The organism is Synergistaceae bacterium (assembly GCA_031267575.1).
Lineage (GTDB): Bacteria > Synergistota > Synergistia > Synergistales > Aminobacteriaceae > JAIRYN01.
The window spans coordinates 24,559-41,151 of sequence record JAIRYN010000017.1 but is presented as its reverse complement, the minus strand read 5'-3'; the positions used below and the strand labels follow the sequence as shown (position 1 = coordinate 41,151).

20 protein-coding genes are annotated in these 16,593 nt (G+C 53.1%); 19 read left to right on the top strand and 1 reads right to left on the bottom strand.

The window, feature by feature from the left end; genetic code table 11:
- Positions 1-50 precede the first annotated feature (50 nt).
- The 13 genes from nadD (at position 51) to LBJ36_02275 (ending at position 10,694) form a co-directional block, all read left to right on the top strand.
- Positions 51-713 carry a nicotinate-nucleotide adenylyltransferase gene (gene nadD / locus LBJ36_02335; GenBank protein MDR1377876.1) on the top strand — a complete coding sequence of 221 codons (663 nt, stop codon included), beginning with the start codon at positions 51-53 and terminating at the stop codon, positions 711-713.
- Positions 710-2,065: an LCP family protein gene (locus LBJ36_02330; GenBank protein MDR1377875.1), complete on the top strand. Its 1,356-nt coding sequence runs from the start codon at positions 710-712 to the stop codon at positions 2,063-2,065. Before nadD ends, LBJ36_02330 begins: the two co-directional genes overlap by 4 nt.
- A 47-nt stretch (positions 2,066-2,112) precedes the next feature.
- Positions 2,113-2,460: a ribosome silencing factor gene (rsfS, locus tag LBJ36_02325; protein MDR1377874.1), complete on the top strand. Its 348-nt coding sequence runs from the start codon at positions 2,113-2,115 to the stop codon at positions 2,458-2,460.
- An 81-nt stretch (positions 2,461-2,541) separates the two neighbouring features.
- Positions 2,542-3,357, top strand: a complete 816-nt coding sequence (locus LBJ36_02320) for an energy-coupling factor transporter transmembrane protein EcfT (protein MDR1377873.1) — start codon at positions 2,542-2,544, stop codon at positions 3,355-3,357.
- Positions 3,354-4,127, top strand: coding sequence for a tRNA pseudouridine(38-40) synthase TruA (gene truA, locus LBJ36_02315; protein MDR1377872.1), 774 nt, complete (start codon positions 3,354-3,356; stop codon positions 4,125-4,127). The genes LBJ36_02320 and truA overlap by 4 nt, the downstream gene beginning before the upstream one ends.
- A 12-nt stretch (positions 4,128-4,139) precedes the next feature.
- On the top strand, positions 4,140-5,186 hold the full coding sequence (locus tag LBJ36_02310) for a rod shape-determining protein (protein MDR1377871.1): 1,047 nt from the start codon (positions 4,140-4,142) through the stop codon (positions 5,184-5,186).
- Positions 5,187-5,273: 87 nt separating this feature from the next.
- The gene (locus LBJ36_02305; protein ID MDR1377870.1) at positions 5,274-6,080 is read left to right on the top strand and encodes a flagellar hook-basal body protein; all 807 of its coding nucleotides are present in this window, start codon (positions 5,274-5,276) and stop codon (positions 6,078-6,080) included.
- Positions 6,081-6,239: 159 nt separating this feature from the next.
- Positions 6,240-7,031 (top strand): flagellar basal-body rod protein FlgG, encoded by a 792-nt coding sequence (gene flgG, locus LBJ36_02300; GenBank protein MDR1377869.1) that lies wholly within the window; start codon positions 6,240-6,242, stop codon positions 7,029-7,031.
- A 53-nt stretch (positions 7,032-7,084) separates the two neighbouring features.
- Entirely contained in the window at positions 7,085-8,032 is a 948-nt protein-coding gene (flgA, locus tag LBJ36_02295) for a flagellar basal body P-ring formation chaperone FlgA (GenBank protein MDR1377868.1), read from the top strand.
- 144 nt (positions 8,033-8,176) lie between these two features.
- Positions 8,177-8,329: a helix-turn-helix domain-containing protein gene (locus LBJ36_02290; GenBank protein ID MDR1377867.1), complete on the top strand. Its 153-nt coding sequence runs from the start codon at positions 8,177-8,179 to the stop codon at positions 8,327-8,329.
- Between the two features lie 181 nt (positions 8,330-8,510).
- Entirely contained in the window at positions 8,511-9,146 is a 636-nt protein-coding gene (locus LBJ36_02285) for a flagellar basal body L-ring protein FlgH (protein MDR1377866.1), read from the top strand.
- A 16-nt stretch (positions 9,147-9,162) separates the two neighbouring features.
- Entirely contained in the window at positions 9,163-10,320 is a 1,158-nt protein-coding gene (locus LBJ36_02280) for a flagellar basal body P-ring protein FlgI (GenBank protein ID MDR1377865.1), read from the top strand.
- 2 nt (positions 10,321-10,322) lie between these two features.
- A complete protein-coding gene (locus LBJ36_02275; protein MDR1377864.1) occupies positions 10,323-10,694 on the top strand; it encodes a hypothetical protein in 372 nt (123 codons plus the stop codon).
- 207 nt (positions 10,695-10,901) lie between these two features.
- Here LBJ36_02275 and LBJ36_02270 read toward each other — a convergent pair whose 3' ends face one another.
- Positions 10,902-11,375 carry a YkgJ family cysteine cluster protein gene (locus tag LBJ36_02270; GenBank protein ID MDR1377863.1) on the bottom strand — a complete coding sequence of 158 codons (474 nt, stop codon included), beginning with the start codon at positions 11,373-11,375 and terminating at the stop codon, positions 10,902-10,904.
- Positions 11,376-11,622: 247 nt separating this feature from the next.
- On the opposite strand from LBJ36_02270, the gene LBJ36_02265 reads away from it, so the two are divergent.
- The 6 genes from LBJ36_02265 to LBJ36_02240 all read left to right on the top strand — a co-directional run bounded on the left by LBJ36_02265 (position 11,623) and on the right by LBJ36_02240 (position 16,387).
- Positions 11,623-12,453, top strand: coding sequence for a site-specific DNA-methyltransferase (locus LBJ36_02265; protein ID MDR1377862.1), 831 nt, complete (start codon positions 11,623-11,625; stop codon positions 12,451-12,453).
- Positions 12,454-12,462: 9 nt separating this feature from the next.
- Positions 12,463-12,705, top strand: coding sequence for a site-specific DNA-methyltransferase (locus tag LBJ36_02260; GenBank protein MDR1377861.1), 243 nt, complete (start codon positions 12,463-12,465; stop codon positions 12,703-12,705).
- Positions 12,706-12,721: 16 nt separating this feature from the next.
- Complete coding sequence (locus LBJ36_02255; GenBank protein ID MDR1377860.1) at positions 12,722-12,829, top strand: hypothetical protein; 108 nt, start codon at positions 12,722-12,724, stop codon at positions 12,827-12,829.
- Positions 12,830-12,917: 88 nt separating this feature from the next.
- Positions 12,918-14,582, top strand: a complete 1,665-nt coding sequence (locus LBJ36_02250; GenBank protein ID MDR1377859.1) for an HAD-IIIC family phosphatase — start codon at positions 12,918-12,920, stop codon at positions 14,580-14,582.
- Complete coding sequence (locus LBJ36_02245) at positions 14,567-15,697, top strand: glycosyltransferase (protein ID MDR1377858.1); 1,131 nt, start codon at positions 14,567-14,569, stop codon at positions 15,695-15,697. Before LBJ36_02250 ends, LBJ36_02245 begins: the two co-directional genes overlap by 16 nt.
- A 27-nt stretch (positions 15,698-15,724) precedes the next feature.
- Complete coding sequence (locus LBJ36_02240; protein MDR1377857.1) at positions 15,725-16,387, top strand: DJ-1/PfpI family protein; 663 nt, start codon at positions 15,725-15,727, stop codon at positions 16,385-16,387.
- The last annotated feature ends 206 nt before the right edge of the window (positions 16,388-16,593 follow it).

Genomic DNA, 16,593 nt, shown 5'->3' with positions numbered 1-16,593 from the left:
TCGGCGCGCAGTAGAGCTGATGTGCCGGGTGAAAGTGTTTCGGCCTCGTAATGGACCCCGTAGAGGGAGGACAGGGGCTTTTGGCTGAGAAGATCGGAATTATGGGAGGAACTTTCGACCCCGTTCACTATGGCCATTTGTTGGCGGCGGAGGAGTGCCGGCGGGAGTTGGCGCTGGACCGGATTGTGTTCGTTCCCACAGGGACGCCCCCTCACAAAAGGAGCCGGCCTATCACGCCCTCGGAGGACCGTTACGCTATGACACTTCTGGCCACAGCCGGGGTGCGGGAGTTTTTCGTTTCCCGCACGGAAATTGATCGTGACCGTTCATCTCACGCGCTGGCGTCCCACACGGTAGACACGTTGAAGGAGTTCCTAGAAAGGAGCATTCAACCTCTCGAACTTTTTTTCATCACGGGATTGGACGCGCTTTTGAGCATCGACACGTGGAAGGATTACATGCGTTTGCCGTCTCTCTGTACGCTGGTGACGGCAACTCGACCGGGGTACTCCGTGGCGGGGGTGGGCGCTTTGCCTGACGTCATTCGCCGGGGCTTGAAGGTGGTGGAGATCCCACAGTTCGCCATTTCCAGCACCGAAATTCGTTCCCGCGTCCGTGAGGGGAGGAGCATCCGTTTCCTCGTTCCCCATTTGGTCGAAAATTACATCGAGAGCTGCGGACTTTATAAAGGATCGGAGGTGCCGCGGGTTTGAATTTTCTCAAGATATTCGTCATCGTATTCTTCGTTTTGACAGCGACGGTGGGAGGCGCCACGTGGCGTATCGCGGAAGAATACAAGCGGTTGCTGATCGTTCCGTCGGCTGAGACAGAGCGGGGCGCTTTAGAGTCGGACGACGCCACTCCAAGGTCCTCTCTCAAGATTGATTCTACCTTGGGAACGGTGAATCTTCTGGTCGTGGGCTTGGACGACGTGGACGGAGTTCGCCGCTCAGACGCCATTGCCCTGGCCTGCTTCGATCTGGACAACCAGTCTATTCGTATGATCTCCATCCCTAGGGACTCGCGGGTTTTCATTCCGGGGAGGCACTGGGACAAAATCAACCACGCCTACGTCTACGGGGGCATCAACCTTCTGAAAGAAACGGTGATGAACCTTCTGAATGTGGGCATCAACTATTACGCCATCATCAATTACGACAGCTTTCCACGCATCATCAATCTTATGGGAGGCATTGACATCTATGTCGAAAAGAAATTGGCTTACACGGATTACTCCGCCAAGCTCTTCATCAACATCCCCAAGGGCCAGCAGCACATGCCTGGCAAAACAGTGTTGGAATACGTGCGTTTTCGCCATGACCCTCTGGGCGACATCGGGCGCGTTCAGCGCCAGCAGCGAGTCATCTCCCTTCTCCTGGAGAAATTGAAGTCTCGGTCGCTCACCAATATTGCGTCTGTGGTCTCTGAGGCGGTGGCCGCGGTCAACACGGATCTAAGCCCCAGAGACGCCATCAAACTTATGCAATTTGCCAACTCGTTACCCGGTGATCGGATCAAGGTTGCTATGGCTCCAGGAAAGGCATCCTACATCGGGGATGTGAGCTATTGGATTCTGGACATCACCCAATTGACACCTTTGCTGGTCGCCGACCCCAACGAGGAAAGCCCCAGCGGCCTTGGCTCTAATGGCATTGCCCCTGGTGGGCTTGTAAGAGGACAGTTTGTCGATGAAACGACGGTGACGCCTCCCGGTCTGAGCGAAGAAACGTTCTTGGACCTGGTGGGGCAGATCGGCAAGATCGGCATTCTGAACGGCGACGGCGCGAACGGGCTGGGCAAACGGGCCTCCCAGATTTTCCAAAAGCTGGGGGTTGACGTGGTCTACACGGGTAACGCCCGGCACTTTGACTATTACACCTCGAACATCGTCTATCCTGAAGGTGCCACGGAAAGTGATCGTCAGGCGGCGGAAGCATTGGCGCGGCTCTGCGGCATCTCCAACAAATCGCTGGTGCAAAAAAATCGAACGGCGTCGATGGTCTCGGTCATTTTGGGACACGATAAGGAGACCATCTTCAAGCGTCTAGAAGGTGTTCGTTTTTGAATTTGAATTTAAAAAGAGAAAAAGAAAAAAGGGAGAATGGACCGCCTATGAGTACGCTTGCGGAGTATGGCTATGTTTGTGATGCCTTGGCCGACAAAAAGGGACAGGAAATTGTCGGCCTCGACCTGGGAGAAATAGGAACTCTCGCGGACGTGTTTATTTTGGTGACGGGAAACTCCGAGGTGCACATGAAGACCTTGATTGAGGCGGCACAGGAGGCTCTGGAGCGGGATGGACACGCGGTGAGAGTCGAGGGAGTGGGCAGCTCCAACTGGTGTCTTTTAGACGCGGGCAACGTGGCTGTCCATGTCTTCAGCCGAAAGGGCCGCGATTTTTACAAACTGGAGAAACTCTGGGGCGATGCGGAGATTTTGAGCTACGAATATAAAGAGTAAGAAAAAGTAAGAAAAAGTAAAAAATAGTCAGAAGCTTTTTTGAAGTTTTTGGCATTCGCACATAAAAGGAGTTCCGATCTCTTGGCTTTCGCGTCCATTGTCATGGGACAATATGTTCCTGTGAAGTCTTTCGTGCATTCTCTCGACCCCAGGGCAAAGTTGCTGTTGCTGGTGGTGGTACTCGCGGCTACATTTCCCGCCGATGACCTTCCCTCGCTTTTCTTCTGGGGGCTGGCCTTTTGGGGCGCAGCGAGGTTGGCCAGGTTATCACTGAAGATGGTCCTTAGGTCGTGCCGTCCCGTCTTTTTTCTGGTGTTTTTTTCCTTTGTTTTCAACTTGGCGGCTGGTTTATGGGACTTAGGGCTATGGGAAACCTCCGACGTCTTGGGCGCGCTCCAGACGGGTTTTATCGCGGCCGCGCGTCTTTTGCTCCTGGTTATCTTCACTGTTTTGCTGCCTCTGACCACGGCGCCAATGGAACTGGCAGACGGTATGGAGTCCCTTCTGTCGCCTTTCCAGAGATTCGGCTTTCCCGCCCACGAGTTCGCAATGATGATGAACGTCGCCCTGCGTTTCATTCCTCTTTTGATGGAGGAGACCGACCGCATTGTAAAGGCGCAGCTTTCTCGGGGTGCTCAGCTGGACCAAGGCAACGCGGCGCGGCGAATGATAGCCTTCTTTCCCGTGATCATTCCTCTCTTCGTCATCATCTTCAAGCGCGCGGAGGAACTGGCTCTGGCTATGGAGGCTCGGGGCTACCGAGGAGGAGAGGGGCGCACGCGAAGGCGTCCCTTGATCTGGAAAAAAACAGACACTGGCGCTACAATTTTTGTCGTGCTTCTGGCGGCGTTTTTTGCTTTTCTCCACGCCGCGGGGATCCAAGGAGCGCTTTTTTGAGGTATGCGGCGCAGGTGGCTTACGTGGGAACGAATTACGCGGGATGGCAGCGTCAGCCCAAGGCCCTGGGGGTTCAGCAGGTGATAGAGGAGGCCCTTGGGCACCTTTCCTCCGAGCCGGTGAAGGTGACGGGGGCGGGGCGTACGGACAGCGGAGTTCACGCAGTGGGGCAGGTGGTGTCTTTCGACCTAGGTAAAGTCTGGGATCCTTGTAGGCTGATGAAGGCCGCGAATTTTTACCTGCCATCCGACGTGTCTTTAATGCGAGTTCGGGAAGTGTCTCAGGATTTTCACGCCAGACACAGTGCCCTTTGGAGGGAATATCGTTATTTTGTCTGGCACGACGAGAGTTGTTGGCCCCACCTCCGAAATTTGGTCTGGTGGCGGAAATATTGTTGGGACTCGGAAAAGGTGAGGGAAGCCTGCCGGATCCTAGAGGGGGATCATGATTTCCGAGCCTTCTGCAAGACAGGGGAGTGTCCGGAGAATAGCGTGCGCACATTGTCCCGCGTTCGTTATAAAAAAAGGGGCGATCTGTCTTTGATTCTGGTACGCGCGCCGTCTTTTTTGATGAATATGGTGCGTATCATGGTGGGAAATATCGATAAAGTCGGACGTGGAGAGAAGCCGCCGACCTGGCTCGAAGGGCTTTTGAGCGGGAGCGGGCGTGACGCTTCGGCGATGACGGCTCCGGCGAGCGGGCTTTATTTCTGGCGCGCCGCCTATGATGAATTTACTTTTGTCGGCCGATCGGGGAACGCGTTCCCTTAGGAGGAGTAGCGGATGTTCGGAACGGATATTGGGATAGACCTCGGTACGGCTACGATCCTCATTTACGAAAAACGACGCGGTGTAGTCCTGCGGGAACCATCAGTAGTCGCCGTGGATCTCGACAACGGCAACATCCTGGCCGTGGGCTACGAGGCCAAAAACATGGTGGGCAGAACGCCGGGAAGCATCGTTTCGGTGCGCCCCCTGCGGGACGGAGTCATTGCTGACTACTCCATGACGGAGGCCATGCTTCAGCACTTCATGAGGCGTGTGACCAAGGGATGGGATCGCTTTTTCAAAAACCGGGCGATGATCTGCGTGCCGTCGGGGGCTACGGACGTGGAACGACGCGCTGTGCTGGAAGCGGCCCTGGAGGTAGGGGCCAAAGAGGCTTATTTGATCGAGGAGCCTATGGCTGCCGCCATTGGAGCCAACCTCAACGTGGAGGAGGCCCGGGGCAAGATGCTGGTGGACATCGGCGGAGGAACCACCGACATCGCCGTCATCTCCCTAGGGGGGGTGGTGGTCTCTAAATCCCTGCGGATCGGCGGCGACAAGTTCGACGAGGGCATTATGCGCTACCTGCGCCGCCAGTACAACTTGGCCATCGGCGAGCAAACAGCGGAAAATCTGAAGATCATGATCGGAACCTGCATCCCCCTGGAAGAGGACCTTCGCATGATCATCAAAGGGCGCGACCTGGTTCAGGGGCTACCTCGTCAGATTGAGGTCTCCAGCTCCGCGGTGAACATGGCCATCGGGGAGATGGTTCAGACATTGGTGGATGGAGTTCGTAACGTTTTAGAATTAACGCCCCCCGAACTTTCGGCCGATATTATCGATAGAGGGATCGTGCTTACGGGCGGAGGCTCCCTGCTAAAGGGGTTGACCGAACTTATCACCCAGCAGACGGGTATCAACTGTTTTGTCGCGGAGAACCCGATGGAATGTGTTGCTTTGGGAACGGGTAAAGCGATGGCCGAAATTGACCGGCTCAAACACACAGGGCGCAGCGGGCTGTTGGTGAACGTGAAGCGAGGTCGAAAGCGCAGGTATTGAAATGTTTAAATATGAAATATTGAAATGTTTAAATATGAAATTATGAGATATTGAAATGTTTAAATTAAGAAACACTGGGGGCGCGTCGTGAATCGAGGACTTTATTCGGCCTGTTCGGCCATGTTGATACAGGAAACACATTTGGACGTAGTGACGAATAACCTTGCTAACGTTGATACGGTGGGGTTCCGCCGACGAGTTCCAGTCAACGCGGAGTTCAGCGCTTTGATGGATCGTGTCGAGAAAGTCTCGGAGGACGGGGAAATTAAGCTCATGACTGCTCCGCCTTTCACGATGAACTGGAAGGGCAAGCAGGGCATCGGGGGAATGGCCCTGGCCAATATTTACTCCGAGAGCAACATGGATATCCGTCCCGGCGTGGTCCGCACCACGGACGCGCCTTTTGACGTGGCTATCGACGGACCCGGTTTTTTTTCCGTCCAGGACAACCAAGGCAACACCTATTACACGCGGCAGGGTAATTTTCTGGTGGGGCAGGATGGGACGCTAGTCACTTTAGATGGGATGAGTGTTCAGGGTGACGGAGGCCCTATTGCAATCGGAGACGCCGCCGCAGCTCAGATTCTGAGCGATGGCCAAGTTCTCGCTGATGGAGAAATAGTAGGGCAGTTGGCCCTATTCACCTTTGAAAATCCCACATACCTTCAGCAGGTGGGCCGGAATACCCTGGCGGTCAACGACAACTCTGGGGGGCCAGTGGGTGTGGAGAACGTGAGGCTCATGACAGGGGCTGTTGAGATGTCCAACGTCAGTGTGGTGGAGGAAATGGTGCGGATGATCGAGGCCCAGCGCGCTTACGAGGGCGCTTCGAAAGCCCTGATGACCCACGACGAGCAAAATGGCAAGCTGATTACCTCATACGGCAGGCAGTAAAATTATTCAAATTGAATAATTTTACAATCCCATGACTTTAGTCGTGGGAGTATGTCAATGCAAGTAAAAGTCTTGAAGCACCGTCCCTTAACTAAAAAAACTCGCAGGGGATTTGTCCCTTGACCCCATTTTGAGAACTTCGGGAGGTTTTTGATAATTATGTTGAGATCGCTTTGGTCCAGCGCGTCGGGTATGATCGCGCAGCAGACGAACCTCGATGTTGTAGCCCACAACTTGGCTAACGTCAATACCACGGGATACAAGAAAAAGCGCGCGGATTTTGAAGATCTGCTTTATCAAATAGACCGTCAGCCGGGTACGCCGGTGGACCCGAACTCCACGATTCCCACGGGGGTTCAGGTGGGTTTGGGAACCCGGGTGGTCGGGACTCCCACCTTCATGACGGAGGGGAACCTACAAGTAACGGACAACCCACTGGATTGGACCGTCGCGGGAAGCCAAGGGTATTTTCAGGTCATTATGCAGGATGGCAACATCGGTTACACTCGCGCTGGAGCCTGGCAGGTAGACGGTGAGGGGCAGGTCGTGAGTCATGAGGGGCTGTTGTTGGAGCCCGCTATTATCATTCCGGAGGACGCGGTCGAAGTTATGCTCAGCAATGACGGCATGATTTCCGTGAAGCTGGCGGGGCAGACGGCGACCCAAGAAGTGGGACAACTGGAGTTGGCGCGCTTCATCAACCCAGCGGGGCTCTTGTCTGTGGGCAGTAATCTCTTCTTAGAGACGGACGCTAGCGGAGCTCCCGTGTTGGCGGCGCCAGGTGTGGATGGCATGTCCGAGGTACGCCAAGGCTTATTGGAGATGTCCAACGTTCAGGTGGTGGACGAGATGGTAGGTATGATCGTCGCCCAAAGGGCCTACGAAGCCAACTCCAAAGGCGTCCAGACGGCGGACGACCTTCTTCGAATAGCCAACGGCTTGAAGCGATAGAGATGGGCAGGCGAATCGAACGGCGGAAGTTTTTCCGCCGTTTTTTCGCATGGGTGTTTTTCTATTTGTGTTTTGGGAACGCCGATCCTCTTCAGGCGGCGGAGACCTTGCGGATTTCCATTCCGTCCGTCCTTCAGTTGTCGGAGCAGGCTTGTGTGCTTTCCGACATCGCCACCCTCGAAGGACCCAAGGATCTGACGGAGCGGATAGGAATGTTGCTTTTGTTGGTGGAGGATGGAGTTATTTCCAGGGAGCAGGTGGTCAACGCTCTGAGGGTTAGCGGGTTGGAGGGCGTGCGCATCGAGTTGAAGATGCCCTCGATGATTACGGTGGAATTTCCTCAGGTCGGAACTTCTTCCTCTTCCTCCTCTTCCTCTTCCTCTTCGGAACGAGAACAGGAGGAACAGGGATCGGAACGGAGACAGGAGGACCTGAAAGAGCTGGTCAAATCTTTGGCGGGTTGGAAGGGAGACGTTCAGGTGGAATACCGAGGCTCGCTTCCTAAGGGGCGCCTGGTGTCTCCTGGGTCTTTGGTTCCCGGAGCTTCAGCCGCGACATTAAGGTTCAAAGACGCGGCGGGGCGGGAGCGATCTCTGGCGGTGCGCCTTATCTGGACCCAACCCGCTTTGATATTGTCCCGTTCCGTTAAAAGGGGTGAAATTTTGAGGGAGTCGGATTTCGTTGTCCGACAGATACGGGTGAGCCGGGCCGGGGTATACGCCTCACGGGCGTCGGAGGTGTTAGGTCGTTCTCTCAAGAAAAATCTTTCTCAGGGAGAGACGATTCCCCTCAACTCTGTTGCCGACGTGTCGATAATAAATAAAGGAAAAACCGTCACTATTATGGCAAACGACGCGGGTTTAAGGGTGGAGGCCAAGGGAGAAGCCCTCGAAAACGGGGTTTTGGGCGACTCTATCCGGGTGCGTAACATCGCCAGCAAGATTGTCGTGAGCGCGGTGGTTGTGGCGGAGGATATGGTGGAGGTTGTATATAGTAGATAATTAAAATATTCATTCCTATATATACTATAATATAGCCACTGAGGAAACAGGTTTGAGTATTGGAACTCTTAGGAGGTGGGCGGATGAAGGCAGGATCTATAGTGTTCGGAAGTGTTCGGACAAAAGGAGGTCACGGGCGAGTTGATGTATCCGAGTACCCGCTACCGAAACCCACAGAAAATAATCGAGACATCGCAACAGACGCTGAGGCAATGGATGGGAGCGTCGAGGTATGTTTACAACCAAACGATAAGATTGGAAGCGCGAAGTTTATCGAAGTTTATCAAAGTTTATTAAAGTTTATCAAAGAGGGAAGTATTGTTGTAGATTGGGACTACAACGGTGCTCGTGGAATCTTTCTATGAGCTTGGCGAGATTTAGCTTTTTCTTTGACTTTATAGTCAAAGAAATACTATGCGAAATGTGTTTGCTAGTTATAAGTAGATATTAGTACGCTGAAAGGATCGGTGACAGTACCGTGAAATCATTGCAAGTAAAATTGAAGGTAATGTCGGGGGCCAGAAAGATCCTGAGAAGTCTCGTTGTTGTAGGAGTCGTGGTGACCCTTGGGGAATTTTTGGCATTGGGGGTAAATCCGGCCGAGGCTGTTTCGCTTTGGAACGACAGAGTCAACTGGGTGGCGGATCAGCGCCCCAGTCGGATTGGGGATATTGTGACGGTTACGGTGGACGAGCGAACGAGCACGAAAGACCAAGCGGTCATGGATCTCAAGAAAAGCTCCAGCAACGCGGTTAGCAACGGAACGGGGATTTTGGGTTTCATCCGGCAGTTGGGGCTTACCTCCACCAACGACGCCAAGGGGGATAGCTCTGTGGAGCGCAACCACTACGGTAGGACGACGATTGCCTGCCTGGTGACGGACATGTTGCCTAACGGGAATTTGGTTATCGAAGGGACGCGGGACGTGCGGACGAGCGAGGAAACGTTGCAGTTGCAATTGGTGGGTGTGATCCGACCCCAGGACGTAAACAACAACAACCAGATCCCCAGCAATTTGATCGCCAACGCGGAGCTGGCCATCAAGGGCAAGGGCGCTTTGAGCCGGACCCAGAACCCGGGAGTTCTCACCCAGGTTCTTCAGGCTATTTTCTAGACACGGAAAAACGAACATGAATATAAAAACATTCTTCTCGAAACTTTCTCTCTCTCTTTCCCTTTGGGCTTTTACCTGCGTTTTAGGGACTTTGGCGGCGTGGGGAGCTGATAACCTTGACGATATGGACTTCAGCCGGGTGCATCCCCAGGTGCGCATCAAAGATGTGGTGGATATCGAGGGCGTGCGTTCCAACCAACTTTCGGGCATCGGCATCGTGATGGGGCTGGCCGGGACGGGCGACAAGTCCCCTATGGCCATGCAGATGATGAAGAATATGCTGCAACAGTACGGGGTAACTGTAGATGAACGGTCGGTTCGCAGCAAAAACGTTGCCGTGGTCTCGCTGACTGCGGAACTTCCGCCCTACGTGCGCCCTGGTCAGACCATCGACCTGAATGTCAGCACTATGGGCGACGCCAAAAGCCTTCAAGGTGGAATGTTGCTCCAAGCTCCTTTGAGGGCCGCGGACGGCAACGTTTACGCCGTAGCCCAAGGTCCATTACTGGTAGGGGGGTACACGGCATCGGGTGCGGCTGCCACGGCTACGAAAAACGTTCCGACGGTAGCTCGTATTCCCAACGGGGCTATCGTTGAGCGTGATGTTCCGTCGGACTACGTGGGAGGTGGGCAAATGGCGCTTCTTTTGCGCGTTCCTGATTTCACCACGGCTCAAAGGATTTCAGACGCGATCAATTCGATCTTTGGGGCTGTGTCCTATCCCACGGACGCGGGTCGGGTGACGGTGGACTTACCGGGACAGTACCTGGGGGCTCCTGCGGCGTTTTTGGCCAAGATGGAAAAGCTGGAGGTTCAGCCCGATGTAGGGGCTCGGGTAGCGGTAAACGAGCGTACCGGAACCGTTGTCATGGGGGGGGATGTTAAGATCAGCTCCGTGGCCGTGGCTCATGGGAACCTTACCGTCTCCGTAGCGGAAAACCCCAACGTGGTTCAGCCTAACCCCCTGGGAGGTGGGCAAACGGCGGTTGAGAACCAGACGAATATCGCGGCCAACGAAAGCGGCGCGAGTCTGGTCGCCCTGCCGGCCACAACCACGGTGCGCGATTTGGTGAGGGCCATCAACTCCATCGGGGCGTCTCCTCGGGACATCATCGAGATCTTGCAGGCCATTAATGAGGCTGGCGCCCTCCACGGCCAGCTCATCAACATGTGATCATGAACTCACTACAAATATACAACGTGAGGGCTAAAAGCTTCGATGTTCCGGCGGAAGTTCACGACACGGCGGAGGCCCGCAAGCTCAAAGAGTCCTGTCAACAGTTCGAGTCTATTTTGTGGGCCCAGATCTGGAAGGAATCGAAGGATAACGCCCGCAAGTTCGGCGGCGCCGAGAAAGCGAAGCCCTGGAAACAGTTGGAGGATCTCTCTATCGAAATGGCCTCGGAGGAGATCGCCAAAAGCGGGGGGGCCGGGCTCTGGAAGGTACTTTACGATCAGATGATCGTGAACGTGGCGGCGGACCTGAGGCAAACCGATGGACTTGAGGGCGACAGACTCCCTAGATCAGTAAATTCCGAATCCGCTTGATCGTTATAAAGCTTCCTCTTCAAGCCATCATTGTAATTGAACTTTAGGAATGGACACAGGAAAAATGGACATAAACATTCAAACAACCCACATGCAACCCACATGGGATTCGATGTTCTCCGCGTGTCCATCCTAAAGACCCGATTCCGGATTTACCACTGTTCAATTGTTTAATTGTTCAATTGCGGTCAAGCTTGTACCGCAGATTTATAGGTCCTGGAAAGGACTGCGTTTTAGAAGTTCCCGAACCTCCTCGGAGTTGTAGAGGTGTCCTCTATCCATGCCGGGGCAGTTCTTCGTGTGCCAATGCCATTCCGCCCCGGACTCCAACACGGAGGGCCAGAAAGGAAAAAGCGCGCATTGGGCGGGACGTATAGAGTAGATAGCGCAGCGGGATCTCTCCGCGTTGTAAAAAACACAATCTCCATTCCGACGCTCGACGAAGCTGGGTCTACCCCATTTGCCCGTGACGTAGGTCTTCAGGAACTCGTCCTCTCGAAGCCCCAGGCTCGCTCTGATCTGTTCGCCCTCCTCCGGGGTGAAAAAAATGGCACCCGGTTCCCCCCGACAACACCGACCACATCCCACGCACTCAAAACGTAGGCCTGAGGCCCACCACCTCACGCCATCCTCTCGACTTGTCGAGTTCAACAGCTCGTCCACTCCCTTTACGATAGTCATTTGAGCTAGATGACATTATAGCTGGAAACGGCAGACCGGGGAATGATGAAGGGATGGCGGCGATGTGGGACGAGTATCGGCCTATGCGCAAAAACGGACCGATTCGAGGTTTTTGGGATAAAATGGATTCTGTGCGGGAAACGTTTAATGACATTCATCATTTTTTTGACGCTCTTAAGAAAACGCGGATAGAGGTAATTTAACAGAATTTCGGATATTATATATTATAAATAAGATGGTCACCGAGGTGATTTTAGTGCTTGAGCAATACCTCAACTCTGATATATTAGAGCCTCTTTTTCTATGTGGCGATTCCTGTAAAATTCTCAAGACACTACCTGATGGTTGTATTGATATGGTTATGACGAGTCCTCCTTATTGGGGTAAGCGGGAGTACGAAAACGTGGAGAGCATTGGCTTGGAAAAAGACCCACATGAGTATATTGCCAATCTAATGTCAATCTTTTGCGAATTGCACAGAGTTTTAAAGCCTACGGGTAGTTTTTGGCTCAATATTGGAGATTCTTATGTGTGTAAAAGCCTTTTAGGTTTGCCTTGGAGAGTAGCGATTCGGATGTGCGATAAACAAGGGTGGATTCTTAGAAATAGCATAATCTGGAATAAAGTCAAAGGCGCGCCCGACAATTCTTTGGATAAGCTCCGCAATGTCCATGAGAACTTGTTCCATTTCGTGAAATCGAAGAAGTATTACTACGATGTTGCCATGGCAAGGAAAGCGCCCTTAAAGGCTAAGGTTCGGAATGGAGCTGTGATTTCAGCAACTGGCATTACTGGAGTTAGATACAAACGACAGATAGAATTATCTACAGTCTTGACTGATGAGCAAAAAGAATCCGCGTTCGCCGAGTTGAATGGGATATTGGAGCAGATAAAAAATGGAGAAATCGCCGATTTTCGTATGATTATAAAAGGACAGCAGCGTACTACTCATTCAGATTCAACAAAAATCTCTGGTCGAGCAAAAGAATTGGAAACAAAGGGCTTTTATTTTCTCAAATATCATCCTGACGGAGCGAAACTCAGTGATGTTTGGGATATTATTCCCGAAGATACATAAGGAAGAAAATTGCACTTTGCTCCTTACCCGGCAGATCTATGTAGAATCCCTATTTTGACCACCTGCCCATCGGAGGGCATTGTATTAGATCCTTTCTGCGGAACAGGGACTACCATGATTGTAGCTTGCGAAAATGGTCGAAAATCAATCGGTATAGACATTTCGCAATCGTACCTTGACTACGCGAAAGAAAGGATTGGAACAAATGAGCAAGGTCAAGGAGTTCTTTGGTCAGTATGCCAAGCGAAATGACATTGACTAGAAGCAAATTGCTTCAGAACAGCTTTGTCCTTACATCAAGAAAAAATATATCAAAGTGCGAAAGAGTGCGGCAAACATATCCATGGGCGTGTGTACCGTATTATCTCTCATATAGAGATTAACTTTTAGCCACAGCGAAAAAACGGCAAATAACATTCACTTACGCGACTAAACACTAATGTCTCAAGAGTAGGGATAACAATATGAACAAAACTATCGCCCTTTTATCCAACGTAACCATTGAAAGTCTTGCCCTGCGGATCGAAAAAGAAGCCGAGGACTCGAAGGTCTTGACTCCTTCCGGCTTCGACGCCTGGCGGACCGAGTTGCTAAACTCGTCCTCCGTGGTTTTGGGGAATGACGTGACAACGATCTACGTTCTCCTGCACGGCCCCGCGCTTTTCCCCAGCGGAGTGGACGCTCGTTTCGCCGAAACCCTTGCGGAACCGCTGAATATCCTTTGTCAAACACGGAACCAGCACAAAGACAAAATTTTTGTCGTTTCCACACTGGACCTCCCTTCTTCTCCCACCCTTCTCCTGACGGGGAAAAATTTCCCCACCCAGGCGGCCGCCTATTGGAGAAACGAGCTGGAAAAAATGGACATTCCGATTCTCGATCTCTCGGAACTCGTGACGGAAACAGGAAGGGAACGTTTTTATAGCGCCAAAACGTGGTATTTCGCTTCTCTCCCGTTTTCCAGGCAAGGAGAGCTTCTTCTTGTCCGGGAGATCCTGCGCTTCGAGAACGCGCTGCGGAGGAGTCGCAAAAAATGCCTCGTTCTGGATCTGGACAATACCTTATGGGGCGGAGTCATCAGCGAGGATGGCTTGGAAGGAATCTCCCTCTCTCCCTTCGGCGTGGGGGCCCCGCATAGAGATCTGCAACGTATCGCCAAAGAACTCTCCGAACAAGGCATTCTTCTGGCCATCGCCTCCAAAAACGACGCGGAGGACGCGCTGCTCCCACTCAGAGAACATCCCCACATGCTTTTGAGGGAAAAGGATTTCGTCAAGATCAAAGTCGATTGGAGCCCCAAGTCCGACAATATCGCGGCGATTGCGCGAGAATTGAACTTAGGTTTGGACTCTCTTGTTTTCATCGACGACAACCCCATGGAACGGGAAGCCGTCAAAGCGGTCTTGCCAGAGGTGATGGTTCCAGAGTTTCCGAAGGATACGTCACAACTGCCCACGTTCATGGCCAAGGTCGCCCGAACGTACTTCACGGCTCTGCGCGTCGGTGACGAGGACCGAGAGAAAACGGAGATGTACCGGGCGGACTCCAGAAGAGAAGAAGAACGAAAAACGCGTCTGTCCCTGGACGACTACCTAGTGTCCCTCGATATGGAGCTGGACCTGCATCGCCTTCGGGAAAACGAGATTTCCCGCGCCGCCCAATTGACCCAGAAAACAAACCAGTTCAATCTGACGACCCGGCGCTACACTGAGGCGGACATGACCGCCATGCTGAACGATGATCGCGTCCGCGTCTGGATGGCCGGGTTGCGAGACCGTTTTGGAGATTATGGCAGAATTTGTCTCGTGATCGCTCGCGTAAATGCCTCTCAGGCCGTGACCACCGCGATCATCGATACTTTTCTGATGAGCTGCCGAGTGATAGGACGAGGCGTGGAGGAGGCCGTGTTGTGGGGCGTGGAGCGGGCACTGGCCGATGAGGGTGTGGCAATGGTGCGGGGCGAGTATCGGACTACGGCCAAAAATGAGCCAGTTCGGGACTTTTGGGATAAAATGGGTTATATGCGGGAAGCGCCAAAAGAAGGCGTTCTTGCGGAGGACGCCTCACATGTTTGGGTTTTGCGTTCTCCGTTTCCTGAAAGGAGGACACAGATATGCCTAAACTCTTGATCGTTACGACGGTAGAATCGACACTTCGCGCCTTCTTGTTGCCCTATGCGCGGCACTTCAGGAAAATGGGCTGGACGGTGGACGCTATGGCGAAGAATGTTTCGACGTGTAAAGAATGTGAAAAAGTTTTCAGCCATTGCCATGAAATACCCTTCAGCCGTAACCCTTTGAGTCTCAAAAACTTCAAGGGAACCAGCTCCACGATACATGAAATTGTCGCGGAAGGCAAATACGACATTGTCCACGTCCACACTCCGGTCGCGTCCTTTGTAACACGCCTGGCGTTGCACAAGCTCCCTTCGGCCACGCCGCGCCCGAAAGTCGTTTACACCGCCCATGGCTTCCACTTTCATAAAGGCGGGAATCCCGCAGGGAATGCGCTGTTCGTCGCGCTGGAGCAAGTGGCGGGCAAGTGGACCGACCACACGATCACAATCAACCGCGAGGACTACAACGCGGCTTTGTGCTATAAAATCGCCGACGCGGAACATTTGTCGCTTTTGCCCGGAGTCGGTTTGGATTTCAACGCCTATTCCCCTAACGCGATTCAGATCTCCGCCATCAAACAATTGCACGAGAGCTTGAACCTCGCGAAAGGTGACGAACTGTTCCTCATGGCGGCGGAGTTTAACGCGGCAAAACGCCATCGGGACGCGCTTCACGCCTTGGTGGGAACAGGCAGGGGAAATTTTCACTTGGCTTTCGCCGGAACAGGCCCTCTGGAAAACGCGATGAGGAGGCTAGCCTCCAAGCTGGGGTTGAGTTCCCGCGTGCATTTTTTGGGCCAAAGGACGGACGTGCCTCTTTTGATGCTTTCCTCCCGATCCACGATTCTCCCCTCCGAACGGGAGGGGCTGAACCGTAGCGTTATGGAGTCGATCTGTCTCGGTATTCCCGTCTTGGGGGCCGACGTCCGAGGTATCCGGGACTTGGTGACGACGCCGGAGCGAGGGGCCCTTTTTTCTGTGGGGCGTCCGGCCGCTTTGGCCGCGGCCATGATTCTGGCGGTGGAGGAGCCCTGTGAGACGAAACCCACGCCGGATCCTCTCTGGAGTATTGATCATCTTTTGTCCGAACATGCGAAACTCTACCGAAAACTGCTTATTCAAGCGTAAACATAGGGTGGAAAGGGGTTTCGAACATTGAACATCGACATTTTGCTTTTCGAAAATTTCGAGACCTTGGACGCGATGGGACCCGCCGAGGTTTTCAGCAGGTTTCCGGAACTTTATCGGATATCGTGCCGGTCTCTCGCTGGCGGAGTCGTGACCAGCAGTCAAAAAATCGGTTTCGTCACGGCTTCTTTCTTTGATAGTGTCTTTGATAGTGTCTCTGGTAGTGTCTCTGGTGGCGCCTCCAATGGTTCCGTGCCCGATCCCGCCGCGGGCGCGGAAAATGTCTTGTTGATTCCGGGAGGCATGGGAACGAGGTCTTTAGTGGAGGACGTGAGGTACATCGCCGCTTTGAAAAAATTGTGCGAAGATGCCCTGTATGTTTTGACGGTATGCACCGGCTCCATGTTGCTGGCAAAGACCGGCCTGCTCGACGGACGCCAGGCGACCACGAACAAAATCGCTTTCGAGTGGGCCTCGTCCCAAGGCAAAAACACTCGATGGCTGAAAAGCGCCCGGTGGGTCGCGGATGGAAAATACTACACTTCTTCAGGCGTTTCCGCCGGAATTGACATGACGTTGGGGTTTATCGCCGACCTGCGCGGCAAAGCGACGGCCGCCGAAGCGGCGCGTCAAATGGAGTACGTGTGGAACGAGGACAAAGAAAACGATCCCTTCGCTTTAAAGGACTGATAAGCACCATTTCGCCTGGGAGAGTCGCCTGGGAGAGATTGTAGAAAAACAGCAAATACGCCTGCTGATTATCGCTCACAAAGATAGGCTAGTACGTTTCGGTTTCGAGTCGGTTTCGAGTGGTTTGAGCGCTTTATTAAAGATCATTTTTGTGAGCTAAAAATTTTGGATAGCAAGGAATTGAGTCCAGAGCAAGAAATGATCCA